The organism is Geobacillus sp. Y412MC52 (assembly GCF_000174795.2).
Taxonomy (GTDB): domain Bacteria; phylum Bacillota; class Bacilli; order Bacillales; family Anoxybacillaceae; genus Geobacillus; species Geobacillus thermoleovorans.
On record NC_014915.1, the window covers coordinates 77,653 to 92,500 of the forward strand.

Genomic DNA, 14,848 nt, shown 5'->3' on the forward strand with positions numbered 1-14,848 from the left:
GATGATTTTTGTATTGGACGTCGGCAATACAAACACGGTGTTAGGGGTGTATGACGGGGACGAACTGAAACATCATTGGCGCATTGAAACAAGCCGCTCGAAAACGGAAGACGAATACGGCATGGTGATCAAAGCGCTCTTGAACCATGTCGGCTTGCAGTTTTCCGACATTCGAGGCATCATCATTTCCTCGGTCGTGCCGCCGATTATGTTTGCTCTTGAACGCATGTGTCTAAAATATTTCCATATCAAACCGCTCATCGTCGGTCCGGGCATTAAAACCGGGCTCGACATCAAATATGACAATCCGCGTGAGGTGGGCGCCGACCGAATTGTCAACGCGGTCGCCGGCATCCATTTGTACGGCAGTCCGCTGATTATCGTCGATTTTGGCACGGCGACGACGTATTGTTATATTAATGAACATAAACAATATATGGGAGGGGCCATTGCCCCGGGAATTATGATCTCGACAGAGGCTCTGTTTGCGCGGGCGGCGAAATTGCCGCGCATTGAAATCGCCCGCCCGGATGATATCATCGGCAAAAATACGGTCAGCGCCATGCAAGCCGGTATTTTATACGGTTATGTCGGACAAGTGGAAGGCATCGTGTCGCGAATGAAGGCGAAAAGCAAAATCCCGCCGAAGGTGATTGCTACTGGCGGTTTGGCTCCGCTCATTGCCAGCGAATCGGACATCATCGATGTCGTTGATCCGTTTTTGACGCTGACTGGCTTAAAATTGTTGTACGAGAAAAACACCGAGAAAAAAGGATGAAAGGCTTGATGAAGATGGGAGACTACTTAGTCAAAGCACTCGCTTACAATGGACAAGTGAGAGCGTATGCCGCAAGAACGACGGAAACTGTCGCCGAGGCGCAACGCCGCCACCAAACATGGCCGACCGCCTCAGCGGCCCTTGGTCGAGCGTTGACCGCCGGTGTTATGATGGGAGCGATGCTGAAAGGCGAGGAAACGTTGACGATTAAAATTGACGGCGGCGGCCCGATCGGCGTCATTTTGGTCGACAGCAACGCCAGAGGGGAAGTGCGTGGCTATGTAACGAATCCGCATGTGCATTTTGAGCTGAACGAGCACGGGAAACTTGATGTGGCACGGGCGGTCGGCAAAAATGGGATGTTGACGGTTGTGAAGGATCTTGGGCTGCGCGACTTTTTCACCGGACAAGTGCCGCTTATCTCCGGGGAGCTTGGCGATGATTTTACGTATTATTTTGCTTCGTCCGAACAAATTCCGTCATCGGTTGGCGTCGGGGTGCTCGTCAATCCCGACCATACCATCCGAGCCGCCGGAGGATTTATTATCCAGTTGATGCCCGGGACGGAGGAGAACACGATCACTCGCATTGAAGAGCGGCTGAAACAAATTCCGCCCGTGTCGCGCATGATCGAAAGAGGGCTCAGCCCGGAACAGCTGCTCGAACAACTGTTGGGAGATGGAGGCGTCCGTGTGCTCGAGACGATGCCGGTGTCATTCGTCTGCCGCTGTTCGCGCGAGCGGATCGCTGATGCCCTTATCAGCCTAGGGCCCGAGGAAATCCAAGACATCATCGACAAAGAAGGGCAGGCGGAAGCTTCGTGCCATTTTTGCAATGAAACGTACCATTTCGACAAAGCGGAGCTGGAACAGTTGAAACAACTCGCAAAAAAAGAATGAAAACAGTAAAATGATTGACAATTACGCCAATAGTTGATACATTGGAGACAAAGTCGATAAAATTAATGGGGATTAGAGGTGGAACAATGGCACGCACAGTCAACTCGATAACCGAATTGATCGGCGATACGCCGGCCGTGAAACTGAACCGCATCGTTGATGAAGACAGCGCGGATGTGTATTTGAAACTGGAATTTATGAACCCGGGCAGCAGCGTCAAAGACCGGATTGCGTTGGCGATGATTGAAGCGGCGGAAAAAGCGGGCAAGCTGAAGCCGGGCGACACGATCGTTGAGCCGACAAGCGGCAACACTGGGATCGGATTGGCGATGGTCGCGGCGGCGAAAGGATATAAGGCTGTATTGGTCATGCCGGATACGATGAGCTTGGAGCGCCGCAACCTGCTGCGGGCGTATGGAGCCGAGCTTGTGCTCACACCGGGTGCACAAGGGATGCGCGGAGCAATCGCAAAGGCGGAAGAGCTCGTCCGCGAGCACGGCTACTTTATGCCGCAGCAATTTAAAAACGAGGCGAACCCGGAAATCCATCGCTTGACGACCGGGAAAGAGATCGTGGAGCAAATGGGCGACCAGCTTGATGCGTTTGTTGCCGGCGTTGGCACGGGCGGAACGATCACCGGAGCAGGCAAAGTGTTGCGCGAAGCTTACCCAAACATTAAAATTTACGCCGTTGAACCGGCCGATTCCCCGGTCTTGTCGGGAGGAAAACCGGGCCCGCACAAAATCCAAGGGATCGGCGCTGGCTTTGTTCCAGATATTTTGGATACGAGCATTTACGATGGGGTTATTACGGTAACGACGGAAGAAGCGTTTGCGGCGGCCCGCCGCGCGGCTCGCGAGGAAGGCATTCTCGGCGGCATTTCGTCCGGCGCTGCGATTCATGCGGCATTGAAAGTGGCGAAAGAGCTCGGCAAAGGGAAAAAAGTGCTCGCCATCATCCCGAGCAACGGCGAACGTTATTTGAGCACGCCTCTTTACCAATTTGAAGACTAAGCAGACTTTTTCGGCAGGGGCAACCCTGTCGAATTTTTTTACGAGGATGGTGACCCAGACGGACAATCATTGTACAATAAAAGTAACTATGGACATCGTAAGGAGCTGACGAGGATGGAACAGCGGCGCAGGCGACTGAAACGAACTATCGATTATCGCGGACGGGATTGGTTCCGCCAGTACGAACAGCTGGCCTATAGCCGGCCTCATCATGTGTTGCTTGAGAGCGGCCAAGGGGGAAGGTACAGCATTATCGGCCTTGACCCGATCGGAGTGATCCGCGCTGACGAGCGGCGGCTCATCATCAAGCAGCGCGGGGTTGAAACGGTGCTGGATGGCTCGCCGCTCGAAGGGCTCCGGCAATGGCTTCGGTGTTTCGCCGTGCCGGATGAGGGGGAGTCGTTGCCTTGCCAAGGCGGGCTGATCGGTTTCATTAGCTATGATGCGGTTCGCTATCTGGAACGGCTCCCGGTGCTCGCGCAAGATGATTTGCGGCTGCCGCTCATGTATTTTTTCCTCTTTGACGACGTAGCGATTTATGATCACCAAACTGAACAGCTTCATTTGCTTGCCTACGCGAATGAAGGGGAGGAAAGCGAAGCAAACCGGCGGCTTGCGCGGCATGCACGGATGTGGCTCGAGGATCGGAATGAAGCGCTGGTCTGGCCGCTTGCTGCCTCGACAGCTGCGCCGTCTGTTTCAATGACAAAAGAGAGGTTTATGGATGCGGTTCGCCGCGTGCAACGCTATATTGCGGCGGGCGATGTGTTTCAAGTCAACTTATCGGTGCGTCAGTCGCAGCCGCTGGTGACGCATCCATTTGCCGTCTACAAGCAGTTGCGGATGCTGAATCCGTCCCCTTACATGGCGTATTTGCATACCCCGGAATTTCAAGTCGTCAGCGGCTCGCCGGAGTTGCTCGTCCGCAAGCGGGGATGGCGTCTTGAGACGCGGCCGATTGCCGGCACACGTTCGCGCGGTCGGACGGCGGCAGAGGATGAACAAATTGCTCGCAAGTTGCTTGCGAGTGAAAAGGAGCGGGCCGAGCACGCCATGCTCGTTGATCTTGAACGGAATGACCTTGGGCGCGTCTGTGCATACGGGACGGTTCGAGTTGACGAATGGATGACCGTCGAAAAGTATTCTCATGTGATGCATATCGTTTCTCACGTATCCGGCACCATGACGACGGAGCACGATGCGTTTTCCGTCATTCGCGCCATGTTTCCCGGCGGGACGATCACCGGCGCTCCGAAAGTGCGAACAATGGAAATTATTGAAGAGTTGGAACCGGTCCGCCGCGGCTTGTACACGGGCTCGATCGGTTGGATCGATTTTCAAGGAAACATGGAGCTAAACATCGCCATTCGAACGATGGTCGTCAAAGACGGATTGGCGCATGTACAGGCAGGAGCGGGCATCGTCATCGATTCCAACCCAGAGCATGAGTACAAGGAATGTTTAAAGAAAGCGGCTGCCCTTTGGAAAGCGAAAGAGCTGAGCGAAGCAGAGGCATTATTTCCGAGCACGAGGTGAGAATGATGATCGTCATGATTGATAACTACGATTCATTTACGTACAATTTGGTGCAATATTTGGGCGTGTTGGGAGAAGAGCTGATTGTCAAACGGAATGATGAAATTACGGTGGCTGAAATCGAACGACTCCGCCCTGATTTTATTATGATTTCCCCCGGTCCATGCACACCGAATGAGGCAGGGGTCAGCCTGGAAGTCATCGATCGCTTTGCCGGCCAAATTCCGATTTTCGGCGTCTGCCTCGGGCATCAAGCCATCGCCCAGGCGTTCGGCGGCCGCGTTGTCCGCGCTCCAAGGCTGATGCACGGGAAAACATCGTCCGTCTACCATGATGGGGAGACGATTTTCCGCGGCGTGCCGAACCCGTTTACGGCAACGCGCTACCATTCCCTTATCGTCGAGAAAGAGACGCTTCCGGACTGTTTCGTCGTGTCGGCTTGGACGGAAGAGGATGAAGTGATGGCGATTCGCCATAAAACGCTGCCGGTGGAAGGCGTGCAGTTTCACCCGGAATCGATTATGACAAGCCATGGGATGCAGCTGTTGAAAAACTTTATCAACACGTATAAAAAGGCGTGACAGTCATGTACGTGTATATCAACGGCGCGGTCGTTCCGCGCGAAGAAGCGCAGTTATCAGCGTTTGATCACGGCTTTTTATATGGGCTCGGCTTATTTGAAACATTCCGCACGTATAGCGGCCACCCTTTTTTGCTTGACGATCATTTGGCCCGATTGAACAAAGGGCTGTCTGAGCTTCACATCGAAAGGCAGTTCGGCCGCGCCGAAGCGGTGGCGATCATCGAGCAGTTGCTCGAGGCCAATGGCTTGCGCGACGCTTATGTGCGCTTCAATGTATCGGCCGGGGTCGGCGATCTCGGCTTGCCGATCGAACGTTACCGAAACCCGACCGTCATCGTCTATATGAAGCCGCTTCCGCCGCCCGTCCCTCCGGAAGGAAAAGAAGGGGTGGTGCTCGCGGCAAGGCGAAACAGCCCGGAAGGCAATGAGCGACTAAAGTCGCACCATTATTTAAACAATATGATTGGGAAATGGGAGCTCGGACATCGACCTCATGCGGAAGGAATTTTTTTGAATTCAGATGGTGCGGTAGCGGAGGGGATCGTTTCCAATATTTTTTGGGTGAAAGACGGCATCGTCTACACGCCAGCGCCGGCTGTCGGCATATTAAACGGCATCACAAGACAATTCATCATTGCTTTGCTCAAGCAGTTGCGCATCCCAGTTGAAGAAGGGGTATATCCGCTGTCCCATTTGTTGCAGGCTGATGAAGCATTTATCACCAACTCTGTGCAGGAAATTGTACCCCTTTGCCGCATTGGCCATTGCGTTTACCAAGGAAAAAATGGTCCGGTGGTCCGGGCCTTGCAGCACCATTACCGACGCTTGACCCATCGGCTATGGACGAGGAACGAATTGGCAGAAAGGATGAACGACTGATGACAACATCGATGCGCCCTCTTCGGCTTCAATGCCGCGGGCATGAGCTTGACTTAAACAAAAAAACGTTGATCATGGGCATTGTCAACGTCACGCCCGATTCGTTTTCCGACGGCGGCCGGTTTTACGACGTGGAAAACGCGGTCAAGCACGCGAAGCGGCTCGTGGCGGAAGGAGCAGACATCATTGACATCGGCGGTGAATCAACTCGTCCGGGGGCGGATCCAGTGCCGCTTGATGAAGAATTGCGCCGCGTCATTCCGGCGGTAAAAGCGATTGCTAAGGCGGTGAGTGTGCCGATCTCAATTGACACGTACAAAGCGGAAGTGGCGCGGCAAGCCATGGAGGCCGGGGCGCACATCATCAACGACGTTTGGGGAGCCAAGGCGGACCCTGATATGGCCCGCGTCGCCGCCACGTACGGCGCGCCGATCATTTTAATGCACAACCGCCGCGATATGGCCTATCGCGATTTGATTTCCGACATGATCGCCGATTTGAAAGAAAGCATTCGCATTGTCAAAGAGGCGGGTGTGAAAGATGAGAACATTATTTTAGATCCAGGGATCGGCTTCGCCAAGACGGTCGAGCATAACTTGGAGGTGATGCGGCGCCTTGATGAATTTGCCGCTCTCGGCTATCCGCTTTTGCTTGGCACGTCGCGCAAACGATTTATCGGCCATGTGCTCGGCGTGCCTGTCGAGGAGCGGGTCGAAGGAACAGGAGCGACCGTTTGTCTCGGCATCATGAAAGGGGTGCACATTGTCCGAGTCCATGATGTATTGCCGATTGCCCGCATGGCCAAAATGATGGATGCTATGCTTGGGAAGGGAGAGAGCGGTCATCGATAAAATTTGTGTGCAAGGCATGGAGTTTTACGGCTACCACGGCGTGTTTCGCGAAGAAAACATCCTCGGCCAGCGATTTTTGGTTGATGTGACGTTGGAGCTCGACTTGCAGCCCGCCGGGCGGAGCGATTGTCTTGAGTATACCGTCAACTACGCCGATGTGTACGAGCGCTGCCGGGCGATCGTTGAGGAGCGGACGTTCGCCTTGATCGAGGCGGTCGCTGAAGCGATCGCCGCCGACTTGCTCGCTGCCTTTCCTGTTGTCGAGCGCTGCATTGTCAAAGTGACGAAGCCGAATCCGCCGATTCGCGGCCATTATCAACATGTCGCAGTCGAAATTGATAGGGGTCGTTAAATGGAAAACATCGCATATCTCGCTTTAGGCTCCAACCTCGGAGATCGTGTTTTCTATTTGCGTTCTGCCATTGAAGCGCTTCATCATCATCAGGAAATTTTGATCACATCGAGCTCATCGATTTATGAAACCGATCCGGTCGGCTATGTCAACCAAGGCAAGTTTTTAAACATGGTGATCGAGGTGGCGACGACGTTGTCGCCGTTTGCCTTGCTTGACGTGACCCAGCAAATTGAACGACGTTTTGGAAGAAAAAGGGAAATTCGCTGGGGACCACGGACGTTAGACCTTGACATTTTGCTGTATAATCATGAAAATATTGAAACAGAGCAGCTGACGATCCCGCATCCGCGCATGGCGGAGCGGGCGTTCGTGCTCATCCCGTTGTTTGAAGTCAACTCCCACGTGGCAATACCGAACCTTTCCGAGCCGTTAATCGACATCATTGGCCGACTACCTGACAAAAAAGGAGTTCATGTATGGAAGCGGAAAGATGGGGAAGACGTATTCGCGCTTTTCGAAAGTTGAAAGGATATACGCAAGAAAGACTGGCGAAAGAACTAGGCATTTCCGTATCGATCCTTGGTGAAATTGAACGGGGGAACCGGATGCCGTCCGATTCGCTCGTTGGACAAATCGCCGAACGGCTGAATATATCGGTGGAAGAACTGGCGCCGCCGAAACTCGAATCGAACAAGTAGAAAGGAGCATTCCCGTTAGGAGCTTTTCCGGGGACTTGATCAAAAAAAGCCCTCTTGGTATGATGCAGGGGTGTCAAACACATCACTCACCATACCAAGGAGGACTTCAAATGAATTGTACACAAAATCAGAAAATCAATCAAGTCACCGAACAAACGCTTGTCGTGGGCATCGATATCGCGAAACGAACCCACTACGCCTGCTTCGTGGATGACCGGGGGCGTGTGCTTCGCAAATCGTTCCCGATCTTCCAGTCGAAAGAGGGCTTTCGCCAGCTGTATGAAGCGATTCAGGAGGCGATGCAAGCGTTCGGAAAGCCGCAGGTGATCGTCGCGGTGGAGCCGACCGGGCACTACTGGTTGAACCTGGCCTACTTCCTCGAGGAGCACGGGATCCCGTTGGTCATGGTCAACCCGGCGCATGTGTGCCGGTCGAAAGAACTCGATGACAACCTGCCGACGAAACATGACGCCAAAGACGCCCTAGTCATCGCCAGACTGGCGAAAGACGGACGATTCCTCGTCCCCCGGCTGCTGCACGAGATCGAAGCCGATTTGCGCGTCGGGAGCACGCTCAAAGAGAAGCTCCGCAAGGAACAGACGGCGGTGAAAAACGCGATCGTCCGCTGGACCGACCGATACTTTCCAGAGTTTTGGACGGTGTTTCGCGACCTGGGGAAAACGGCGCTTTCGGTGCTGGAGTGGACGCCGCTTCCGGCCGATATGGCCAGCCGATCCGCCGAGGAGCTCATCGAGGTGTACCGGCAAAGCGAAGGGCTGAAATGCCCGCAGAAGGCCAAAATTCAGGCGTTGATCGACGCCGCGAAGGACTCGATTGGGGTGACGGAAGGGACGACGATGGCCCGGTTTGAAATCGCCGCGCTCGTCCGCCGATACCGCCAATTGGAGGCTGAGATCGCCGCGTTGGACGCCGAGTTGAAGGCGTTGGTTCAAACGACGATGGAGTATCAATGGCTGAAAACGGTCGACGGGTTGGGAGACGCCACGATCATCGATCTGCTGGCGGAGATCGGCAGCTTCGCCCACTATCGGGACCCGCGTCAATTGGTGAAGTTGGCGGGCCTGACGCTCAAAGAGAACTCCTCCGGCCAGCGCAAAGGGCAAAAGCACATCTCCAAACGGGGACGGAAACGGCTGCGATCGGTGCTGTTTCGGGCGATGATTCCGCTGATCCGGCACAACGAGGCGTTTCGCGAGCTGCATGACTATTACACGACCCGCCCCGTCAATCCGCTGACCGGAAAGCAGTCCATCGTCGCATTATGCCGGAAGCTGTTGAATGTGCTGTTTGCGATTTGTACGAAGAAACAAGCCTTTGACGCGGAGCGAATGAAACAGGACGTCTTGTCCCAGGTGCAACGGGCGGCCTAAGGCCTCCCCCTGCGAACGGAAGAATCGTTGGACAACAGGATGACACCGGAGAAGCTGGCGTGATTTTATCCATTCGACCTTGAGTCCCCAAAGGAGCTTGGCCGGCCTCCGCCTGATGACGAGACCGAACGAGGGAATGTTGGCGCGAAGACGCCCGGAGACATGGGAGGGTTCGTCCTCATCAGCGACGCGGAGATCCAAAGGGTGCATCGAATACGCTTCTCCCCACGGAAGGAAAATATCCCCAGCCGTGGCCGCGAAGCGCACCCTAGGTCTGTAAGATATCCACAAAACTGAAAAAGGATGTAAGGGATTTTGTCGAAAAATATTTTTTGGACACCCCTGAGGGGCCGAAAAGCCTTGATAAATCAACATTTCTAGAGGGAGGCATCTGCGATGTTTCGCATTGGCGATGTCGAAATTAAAAACCGCGTCGTGCTCGCTCCGATGGCAGGCGTATGCAACTCCGCGTTCCGCCTGACCGTCAAAGAATTCGGCGCCGGGCTTGTATGCGCCGAGATGGTAAGCGACAAAGGAATCGTATACAACAACGAAAAGACGTTAAACATGTTATATATTGATGAACGGGAAAAGCCGATCAGCTTGCAAATTTTCGGCGGCGAGAAAGAAACGCTCGTCAAAGCGGCGAAATTTGTCGATAAAAATACGAATGCAGATATCATCGACATCAACATGGGTTGCCCAGTGCCGAAAATTACGAATTGCGACGCTGGAGCGAAATGGCTGCTTGACCCGAATAAAATCTATGATGTCGTTGCCGCGATCGTCGATGCCGTTGAAAAACCGGTCACGGTGAAAATGCGGATCGGTTGGGATGAAAAGCACATTTACGCCGTCGAAAACGCTCAAGCCGTTGAGCGCGCCGGCGGGAAGGCCGTCGCCGTCCACGGACGGACAAGGGTGCAAATGTATGAAGGAAAAGCGGACTGGAACATCATCAAGCAAGTGAAAGAAGCCGTCAACATCCCGGTTATCGGCAACGGAGATGTCAAAACGCCTCAAGATGCAAAGCGGATGCTTGAAGAAACAGGGGTCGACGGCGTCATGATCGGACGGGCGGCGCTTGGAAACCCTTGGATGATCTATCGCACTGTCCGTTATTTAGAAACTGGAGAGCTCATCCCGGAACCGACGCCGAGGGAAAAAATCGATGTCTGCCTGCTGCATTTAGACCGATTAATTGCCTTAAAAGGCGAGTATATCGCCGTCAAAGAAATGCGTAAACACGCTGCTTGGTATTTAAAAGGCATTCGCGGCGCAGCGAAAATCCGCAACGCCATCAATGAATGTGAAACGCGGGACGAACTGGCCGCATTGTTGCTTCGCGTGGCGGAGGAAGCGGAAGTCCAAGCAGCGGCGAACGCCGAAGCCGTTTAAACAACGGAGATGACGTTCATGCAGCGGAGGACTGCCAGCGAGCGCTGGCAGTATTTTTCGTAAAAAATCGCTAAATGGAGTGAATGAGGTATGAGTCATGAAGAATTGAACGACCAACTGCGCGTCCGCAGGGAAAAGCTGAAAAAAATTGAGGAATTGGGTGTCGACCCGTTTGGCAAACGGTTCGAGCGCACTCATAAAGCGCAAGAACTGTTCGAACTGTACGGCGATTTGTCGAAAGAGGAACTTGAAGAAAAGCAAATTGAAGTCGCCGTCGCCGGCCGCATCATGACAAAGCGCGGCAAAGGAAAAGCCGGGTTCGCCCATATCCAGGATGTCACCGGGCAGATTCAAATTTACGTCCGTCAAGACGATGTTGGCGAACAGCAGTACGAACTGTTTAAAATCTCTGACCTTGGCGATATCGTCGGCGTGCGCGGCACAATGTTTAAAACAAAAGTTGGTGAACTTTCCATCAAAGTGTCGTCGTACGAATTTTTGACGAAAGCGCTGCGTCCGCTGCCGGAAAAATACCATGGTTTGAAAGACATAGAGCAACGCTATCGCCAGCGTTATCTCGATTTAATTATGAATCCGGAGAGCAAAAAGACGTTCATCACCCGCAGTTTAATCATCCAATCGATGCGGCGGTATCTCGACAGCCGTGGCTATTTGGAAGTTGAAACGCCGATGATGCACGCCGTTGCTGGCGGCGCTGCGGCGCGCCCGTTCATTACGCATCATAACGCATTGGATATGACCCTTTATATGCGAATCGCCATCGAGCTCCATTTAAAACGGCTCATCGTCGGTGGTTTGGAAAAAGTGTATGAAATCGGCCGCGTTTTCCGGAACGAAGGCATTTCCACCCGCCATAATCCGGAGTTTACGATGCTCGAATTGTACGAGGCGTACGCCGATTTCCGCGACATCATGGAACTAACGGAAAACTTGATCGCCCACATTGCCACTGAAGTGCTTGGAACGACGAAAATTCAATACGGCGAGCATGTCGTCGACTTAACGCCCGAGTGGCGGCGCCTCCATATGGTCGATGCGATCAAGGAATATGTCGGCGTCGACTTCTGGCGGCAGATGAGCGACGAAGAGGCGCGGGAGCTGGCGAAAGAACATGGAGTGGAAGTTGCTCCACATATGACGTTTGGCCATATTGTCAACGAATTTTTTGAACAAAAAGTCGAGTCTCACCTCATTCAGCCGACGTTCATTTATGGCCATCCGGTTGAAATTTCACCGTTGGCCAAGAAAAATCCGGACGACCCGCGTTTTACCGACCGATTTGAGCTGTTTATCGTCGGGCGCGAACATGCCAACGCCTTTACCGAATTGAATGATCCGATCGATCAGCGCCAACGCTTTGAGGCGCAGCTGAAAGAGCGTGAACAAGGAAACGATGAAGCACATGAAATGGACGAAGACTTCCTTGAAGCGCTCGAGTACGGCATGCCGCCAACAGGCGGGCTTGGCATCGGCGTCGACCGTCTGGTCATGCTGCTGACGAACTCGCCGTCGATCCGCGACGTGTTGCTTTTCCCGCAAATGCGTCATAAATAAATTTGATCGCTCCCTGCAAAGACAAGCAGCAGGGGGCTTTTCATTTATGTAAAAATAGTCGTCGTTGTTTTGTTGAAAAACAAACACAGGAAGTCGAGTTGACAAACCACTCCCAACGTGTTATATTATGATAGCACGTTGAAATGACAGCACTAATCAAAAACAAGGACCTATTGACAAATAAATAAATTTAATTATAATATAACTTGTCTGTTGATTGTCTAGTGATGATAGCGGAGGGGAAACACCCGTTCCCATCCCGAACACGGAAGTTAAGCCCTCCAGCGCCGATGGTAGTTGGGGCCAGCGCCCCTGCAAGAGTAGGTCGTCGCTAGGCAATCCCGTGGAGGATTAGCTCAGCTGGGAGAGCACTTGCCTTACAAGCAAGGGGTCGGCGGTTCGATCCCGTCATCCTCCACCATCACCTATTTATGAGCCATTAGTTCAGTAACGAGTATTACATCTTTGAATCTACTTCGAGTTGCCTCGACGCATCTAGCTTCCTTGAACAGACTGGCAGAGGAAGGGGCAGGTAGAGCTAGATAATTACTTGGGGTGTTTTCCAAACTATGAGCCATTAGCTCAGTAACGAGCGCTACATCTTCGAGTTCGCTTCGAGTTGTCCCGACGCATCCTGCATCTTCGAATATGCTAGTAGAGGAAGGGACATCGTTCACTGTGAGTGTATACCCAACCATGAGCCATTAGCTCAGTAGGTAGAGCAACGAGCAAAGCATCTTCGGATTTGCTTCGAGTTGTCCCGACGCATCCTGCATCTTCGAATATGCTAGTAGAGGAAGGGACATCGTTCACTGTGAGTGTATACCCAACCATGAGCCATTAGCTCAGTAGGTAGAGCATCTGACTTTTAATCAGAGGGTCGGAGGTTCGAGTCCTCCATGGCTCACCACAATTGATTTGCGGGTGTGGCGGAATTGGCAGACGCGCTAGATTCAGGGTCTAGTGCCCTTTACGGGCGTGGGGGTTCGAGTCCCTTCACCCGCATGTTGATTCGAGCGGAAGTAGTTCAGCGGTAGAACACCACCTTGCCAAGGTGGGGGTCGCGGGTTCGAGTCCCGTCTTCCGCTCCATTTATTTGTCCATTTAGCCGGGGTGGCGGAATTGGCAGACGCACAGGACTTAAAATCCTGGGGTAGGTCACTACCGTGCCGGTTCGAGTCCGGCCCTCGGCACTTGCGCTCGTAGCTCAATTGGATAGAGCATCTGACTACGGATCAGAAGGTTAGGGGTTCGAATCCTCTCGAGCGCGTTGGCGGGAAGTAGCTCAGTTTGGCAGAGCACATGGTTTGGGACCATGGGGTCGCAGGTTCAAATCCTGTCTTCCCGATAGCGGATATATGGGGCCTTAGCTCAGCCGGGAGAGCGCCTGCTTTGCACGCAGGAGGTCATCGGTTCGATCCCGATAGGCTCCACTGTTGCTTTATGTCTGTGCCTGCCGCTTGCAAGGGAATTTGAAGACGTGAGGTTCCTCGGTAGGATTACAGAGAAGCAAACTAAAGTAGCAACCTTGTGTCCTGCAAGTGAATGGAGAGAAGCGGGATTCTTCGACGAAAACCAGCAGAGAAGTTGTTTCAATGCAGCAACTTTGCGCCTGTGTCTTCTAGTGAATTCGGGGGGGGGATTGGGTTCCTCGGCGCAAGACTGCAACGAAGCAAGTTCAAGAAGAGGTCTCGTTCCTTGAAAACTGAACGAAACGAAGCGCGACGAAAAGCGGAGGTCCGCGGGTCGCCGCGACGGGCAAATGTTCTTCACCCGCAGGGGTGCTTGCACCCCGAGGGGGAAGGTTATTTGACCCCGAGCGGCGGCGGACCGAAGCTAGACAATTCGAAAAGCTGAGGCCGCTTGCCTATCGGCGAAACGCGCTGAGTGGCCCGCGAGGAGGCTGTCGCCGCCGCAGTGGGACACGAAGCGTCGCAAGCCGATAGCGGCCGAAGCTAGACAATTCGAAAAGCTGAGGCCGCATTGGCCAAAGCAAAAGTCAATCAACTTTCTTTTGGAGAGTTTGATCCTGGCTCAGGACGAACGCTGGCGGCGTGCCTAATACATGCAAGTCGAGCGGACCAAATCGGAGCTTGCTCTGGTTTGGTCAGCGGCGGACGGGTGAGTAACACGTGGGCAACCTGCCCGCAAGACCGGGATAACTCCGGGAAACCGGAGCTAATACCGGATAACACCGAAGACCGCATGGTCTTTGGTTGAAAGGCGGCCTTTGGCTGTCACTTGCGGATGGGCCCGCGGCGCATTAGCTAGTTGGTGAGGTAACGGCTCACCAAGGCGACGATGCGTAGCCGGCCTGAGAGGGTGACCGGCCACACTGGGACTGAGACACGGCCCAGACTCCTACGGGAGGCAGCAGTAGGGAATCTTCCGCAATGGGCGAAAGCCTGACGGAGCGACGCCGCGTGAGCGAAGAAGGCCTTCGGGTCGTAAAGCTCTGTTGTGAGGGACGAAGGAGCGCCGTTCGAAGAGGGCGGTGCGGTGACGGTACCTCACGAGGAAGCCCCGGCTAACTACGTGCCAGCAGCCGCGGTAATACGTAGGGGGCGAGCGTTGTCCGGAATTATTGGGCGTAAAGCGCGCGCAGGCGGTCCCTTAAGTCTGATGTGAAAGCCCACGGCTCAACCGTGGAGGGTCATTGGAAACTGGGGGACTTGAGTGCAGGAGAGGAGAGCGGAATTCCACGTGTAGCGGTGAAATGCGTAGAGATGTGGAGGAACACCAGTGGCGAAGGCGGCTCTCTGGCCTGCAACTGACGCTGAGGCGCGAAAGCGTGGGGAGCAAACAGGATTAGATACCCTGGTAGTCCACGCCGTAAACGATGAGTGCTAAGTGTTAGAGGGGTCACACCCTTTAGTGCTGCAGCTAACGCGA

The 14,848-nt window shown here is 53.7% G+C and carries 13 protein-coding genes, 8 tRNA genes and 2 rRNA genes (1 of these 23 cut by a window edge); all 23 read left to right on the forward strand.

Annotated elements, in window-relative coordinates:
• Position 1 precedes the first annotated feature (1 nt).
• Positions 2-778 (forward strand): type III pantothenate kinase, encoded by a 777-nt coding sequence (locus tag GYMC52_RS00400; RefSeq protein WP_012820460.1) that lies wholly within the window; start codon positions 2-4, stop codon positions 776-778.
• Between the two features lie 14 nt (positions 779-792).
• A complete protein-coding gene (gene hslO / locus GYMC52_RS00405; protein ID WP_025039044.1) occupies positions 793-1,677 on the forward strand; it encodes an Hsp33 family molecular chaperone HslO in 885 nt (294 codons plus the stop codon).
• A gap of 86 nt (positions 1,678-1,763) precedes the next feature.
• Positions 1,764-2,690 (forward strand): cysteine synthase A, encoded by a 927-nt coding sequence (cysK, locus tag GYMC52_RS00410; RefSeq protein ID WP_011229580.1) that lies wholly within the window; start codon positions 1,764-1,766, stop codon positions 2,688-2,690.
• Between the two features lie 114 nt (positions 2,691-2,804).
• Complete coding sequence (gene pabB, locus GYMC52_RS00415) at positions 2,805-4,226, forward strand: aminodeoxychorismate synthase component I (protein WP_012820461.1); 1,422 nt, start codon at positions 2,805-2,807, stop codon at positions 4,224-4,226.
• A 5-nt stretch (positions 4,227-4,231) separates the two neighbouring features.
• Complete coding sequence (gene pabA, locus GYMC52_RS00420; protein WP_013143969.1) at positions 4,232-4,807, forward strand: aminodeoxychorismate/anthranilate synthase component II; 576 nt, start codon at positions 4,232-4,234, stop codon at positions 4,805-4,807.
• Positions 4,808-4,812: 5 nt separating this feature from the next.
• Positions 4,813-5,688 carry an aminodeoxychorismate lyase gene (gene pabC / locus GYMC52_RS00425; RefSeq protein ID WP_011229583.1) on the forward strand — a complete coding sequence of 292 codons (876 nt, stop codon included), beginning with the start codon at positions 4,813-4,815 and terminating at the stop codon, positions 5,686-5,688.
• Entirely contained in the window at positions 5,688-6,539 is an 852-nt protein-coding gene (gene folP, locus GYMC52_RS00430; protein ID WP_011229584.1) for a dihydropteroate synthase, read from the forward strand. Before pabC ends, folP begins: the two co-directional genes overlap by 1 nt.
• Positions 6,502-6,891 (forward strand): dihydroneopterin aldolase, encoded by a 390-nt coding sequence (gene folB / locus GYMC52_RS00435; RefSeq protein ID WP_080997806.1) that lies wholly within the window; start codon positions 6,502-6,504, stop codon positions 6,889-6,891. The genes folP and folB overlap by 38 nt, the downstream gene beginning before the upstream one ends.
• A complete protein-coding gene (folK, locus tag GYMC52_RS00440) occupies positions 6,892-7,419 on the forward strand; it encodes a 2-amino-4-hydroxy-6-hydroxymethyldihydropteridine diphosphokinase (RefSeq protein ID WP_012820464.1) in 528 nt (175 codons plus the stop codon).
• Complete coding sequence (locus GYMC52_RS00445; protein ID WP_011229587.1) at positions 7,371-7,592, forward strand: helix-turn-helix domain-containing protein; 222 nt, start codon at positions 7,371-7,373, stop codon at positions 7,590-7,592. Before folK ends, GYMC52_RS00445 begins: the two co-directional genes overlap by 49 nt.
• Before the next feature lie 110 nt (positions 7,593-7,702).
• Positions 7,703-8,983, forward strand: coding sequence for an IS110 family transposase (locus GYMC52_RS00450; RefSeq protein WP_012820465.1), 1,281 nt, complete (start codon positions 7,703-7,705; stop codon positions 8,981-8,983).
• A gap of 396 nt (positions 8,984-9,379) precedes the next feature.
• A complete protein-coding gene (dusB, locus tag GYMC52_RS00455; protein ID WP_011229588.1) occupies positions 9,380-10,381 on the forward strand; it encodes a tRNA dihydrouridine synthase DusB in 1,002 nt (333 codons plus the stop codon).
• 90 nt (positions 10,382-10,471) lie between these two features.
• Entirely contained in the window at positions 10,472-11,956 is a 1,485-nt protein-coding gene (gene lysS, locus GYMC52_RS00460) for a lysine--tRNA ligase (protein ID WP_011229589.1), read from the forward strand.
• Positions 11,957-12,176: 220 nt separating this feature from the next.
• A 5S ribosomal RNA gene (rrf, locus tag GYMC52_RS00465) occupies positions 12,177-12,293 on the forward strand.
• A gap of 8 nt (positions 12,294-12,301) precedes the next feature.
• Positions 12,302-12,377 (forward strand) — tRNA-Val (locus GYMC52_RS00470).
• A gap of 413 nt (positions 12,378-12,790) precedes the next feature.
• A tRNA-Lys gene (locus GYMC52_RS00475) sits at positions 12,791-12,866 on the forward strand.
• A gap of 10 nt (positions 12,867-12,876) precedes the next feature.
• Positions 12,877-12,961: transfer RNA gene (locus GYMC52_RS00480), tRNA-Leu, on the forward strand.
• Between the two features lie 11 nt (positions 12,962-12,972).
• Positions 12,973-13,047, forward strand: a tRNA-Gly gene (locus GYMC52_RS00485).
• A gap of 16 nt (positions 13,048-13,063) precedes the next feature.
• Positions 13,064-13,149, forward strand: a tRNA-Leu gene (locus GYMC52_RS00490).
• A gap of 3 nt (positions 13,150-13,152) precedes the next feature.
• Positions 13,153-13,226 (forward strand) — tRNA-Arg (locus tag GYMC52_RS00495).
• A 4-nt stretch (positions 13,227-13,230) separates the two neighbouring features.
• Positions 13,231-13,304: transfer RNA gene (locus GYMC52_RS00500), tRNA-Pro, on the forward strand.
• 12 nt (positions 13,305-13,316) lie between these two features.
• A tRNA-Ala gene (locus GYMC52_RS00505) sits at positions 13,317-13,389 on the forward strand.
• Between the two features lie 578 nt (positions 13,390-13,967).
• Positions 13,968-14,848, forward strand: a 16S ribosomal RNA gene (locus tag GYMC52_RS00510); it runs 677 nt beyond the window's last position.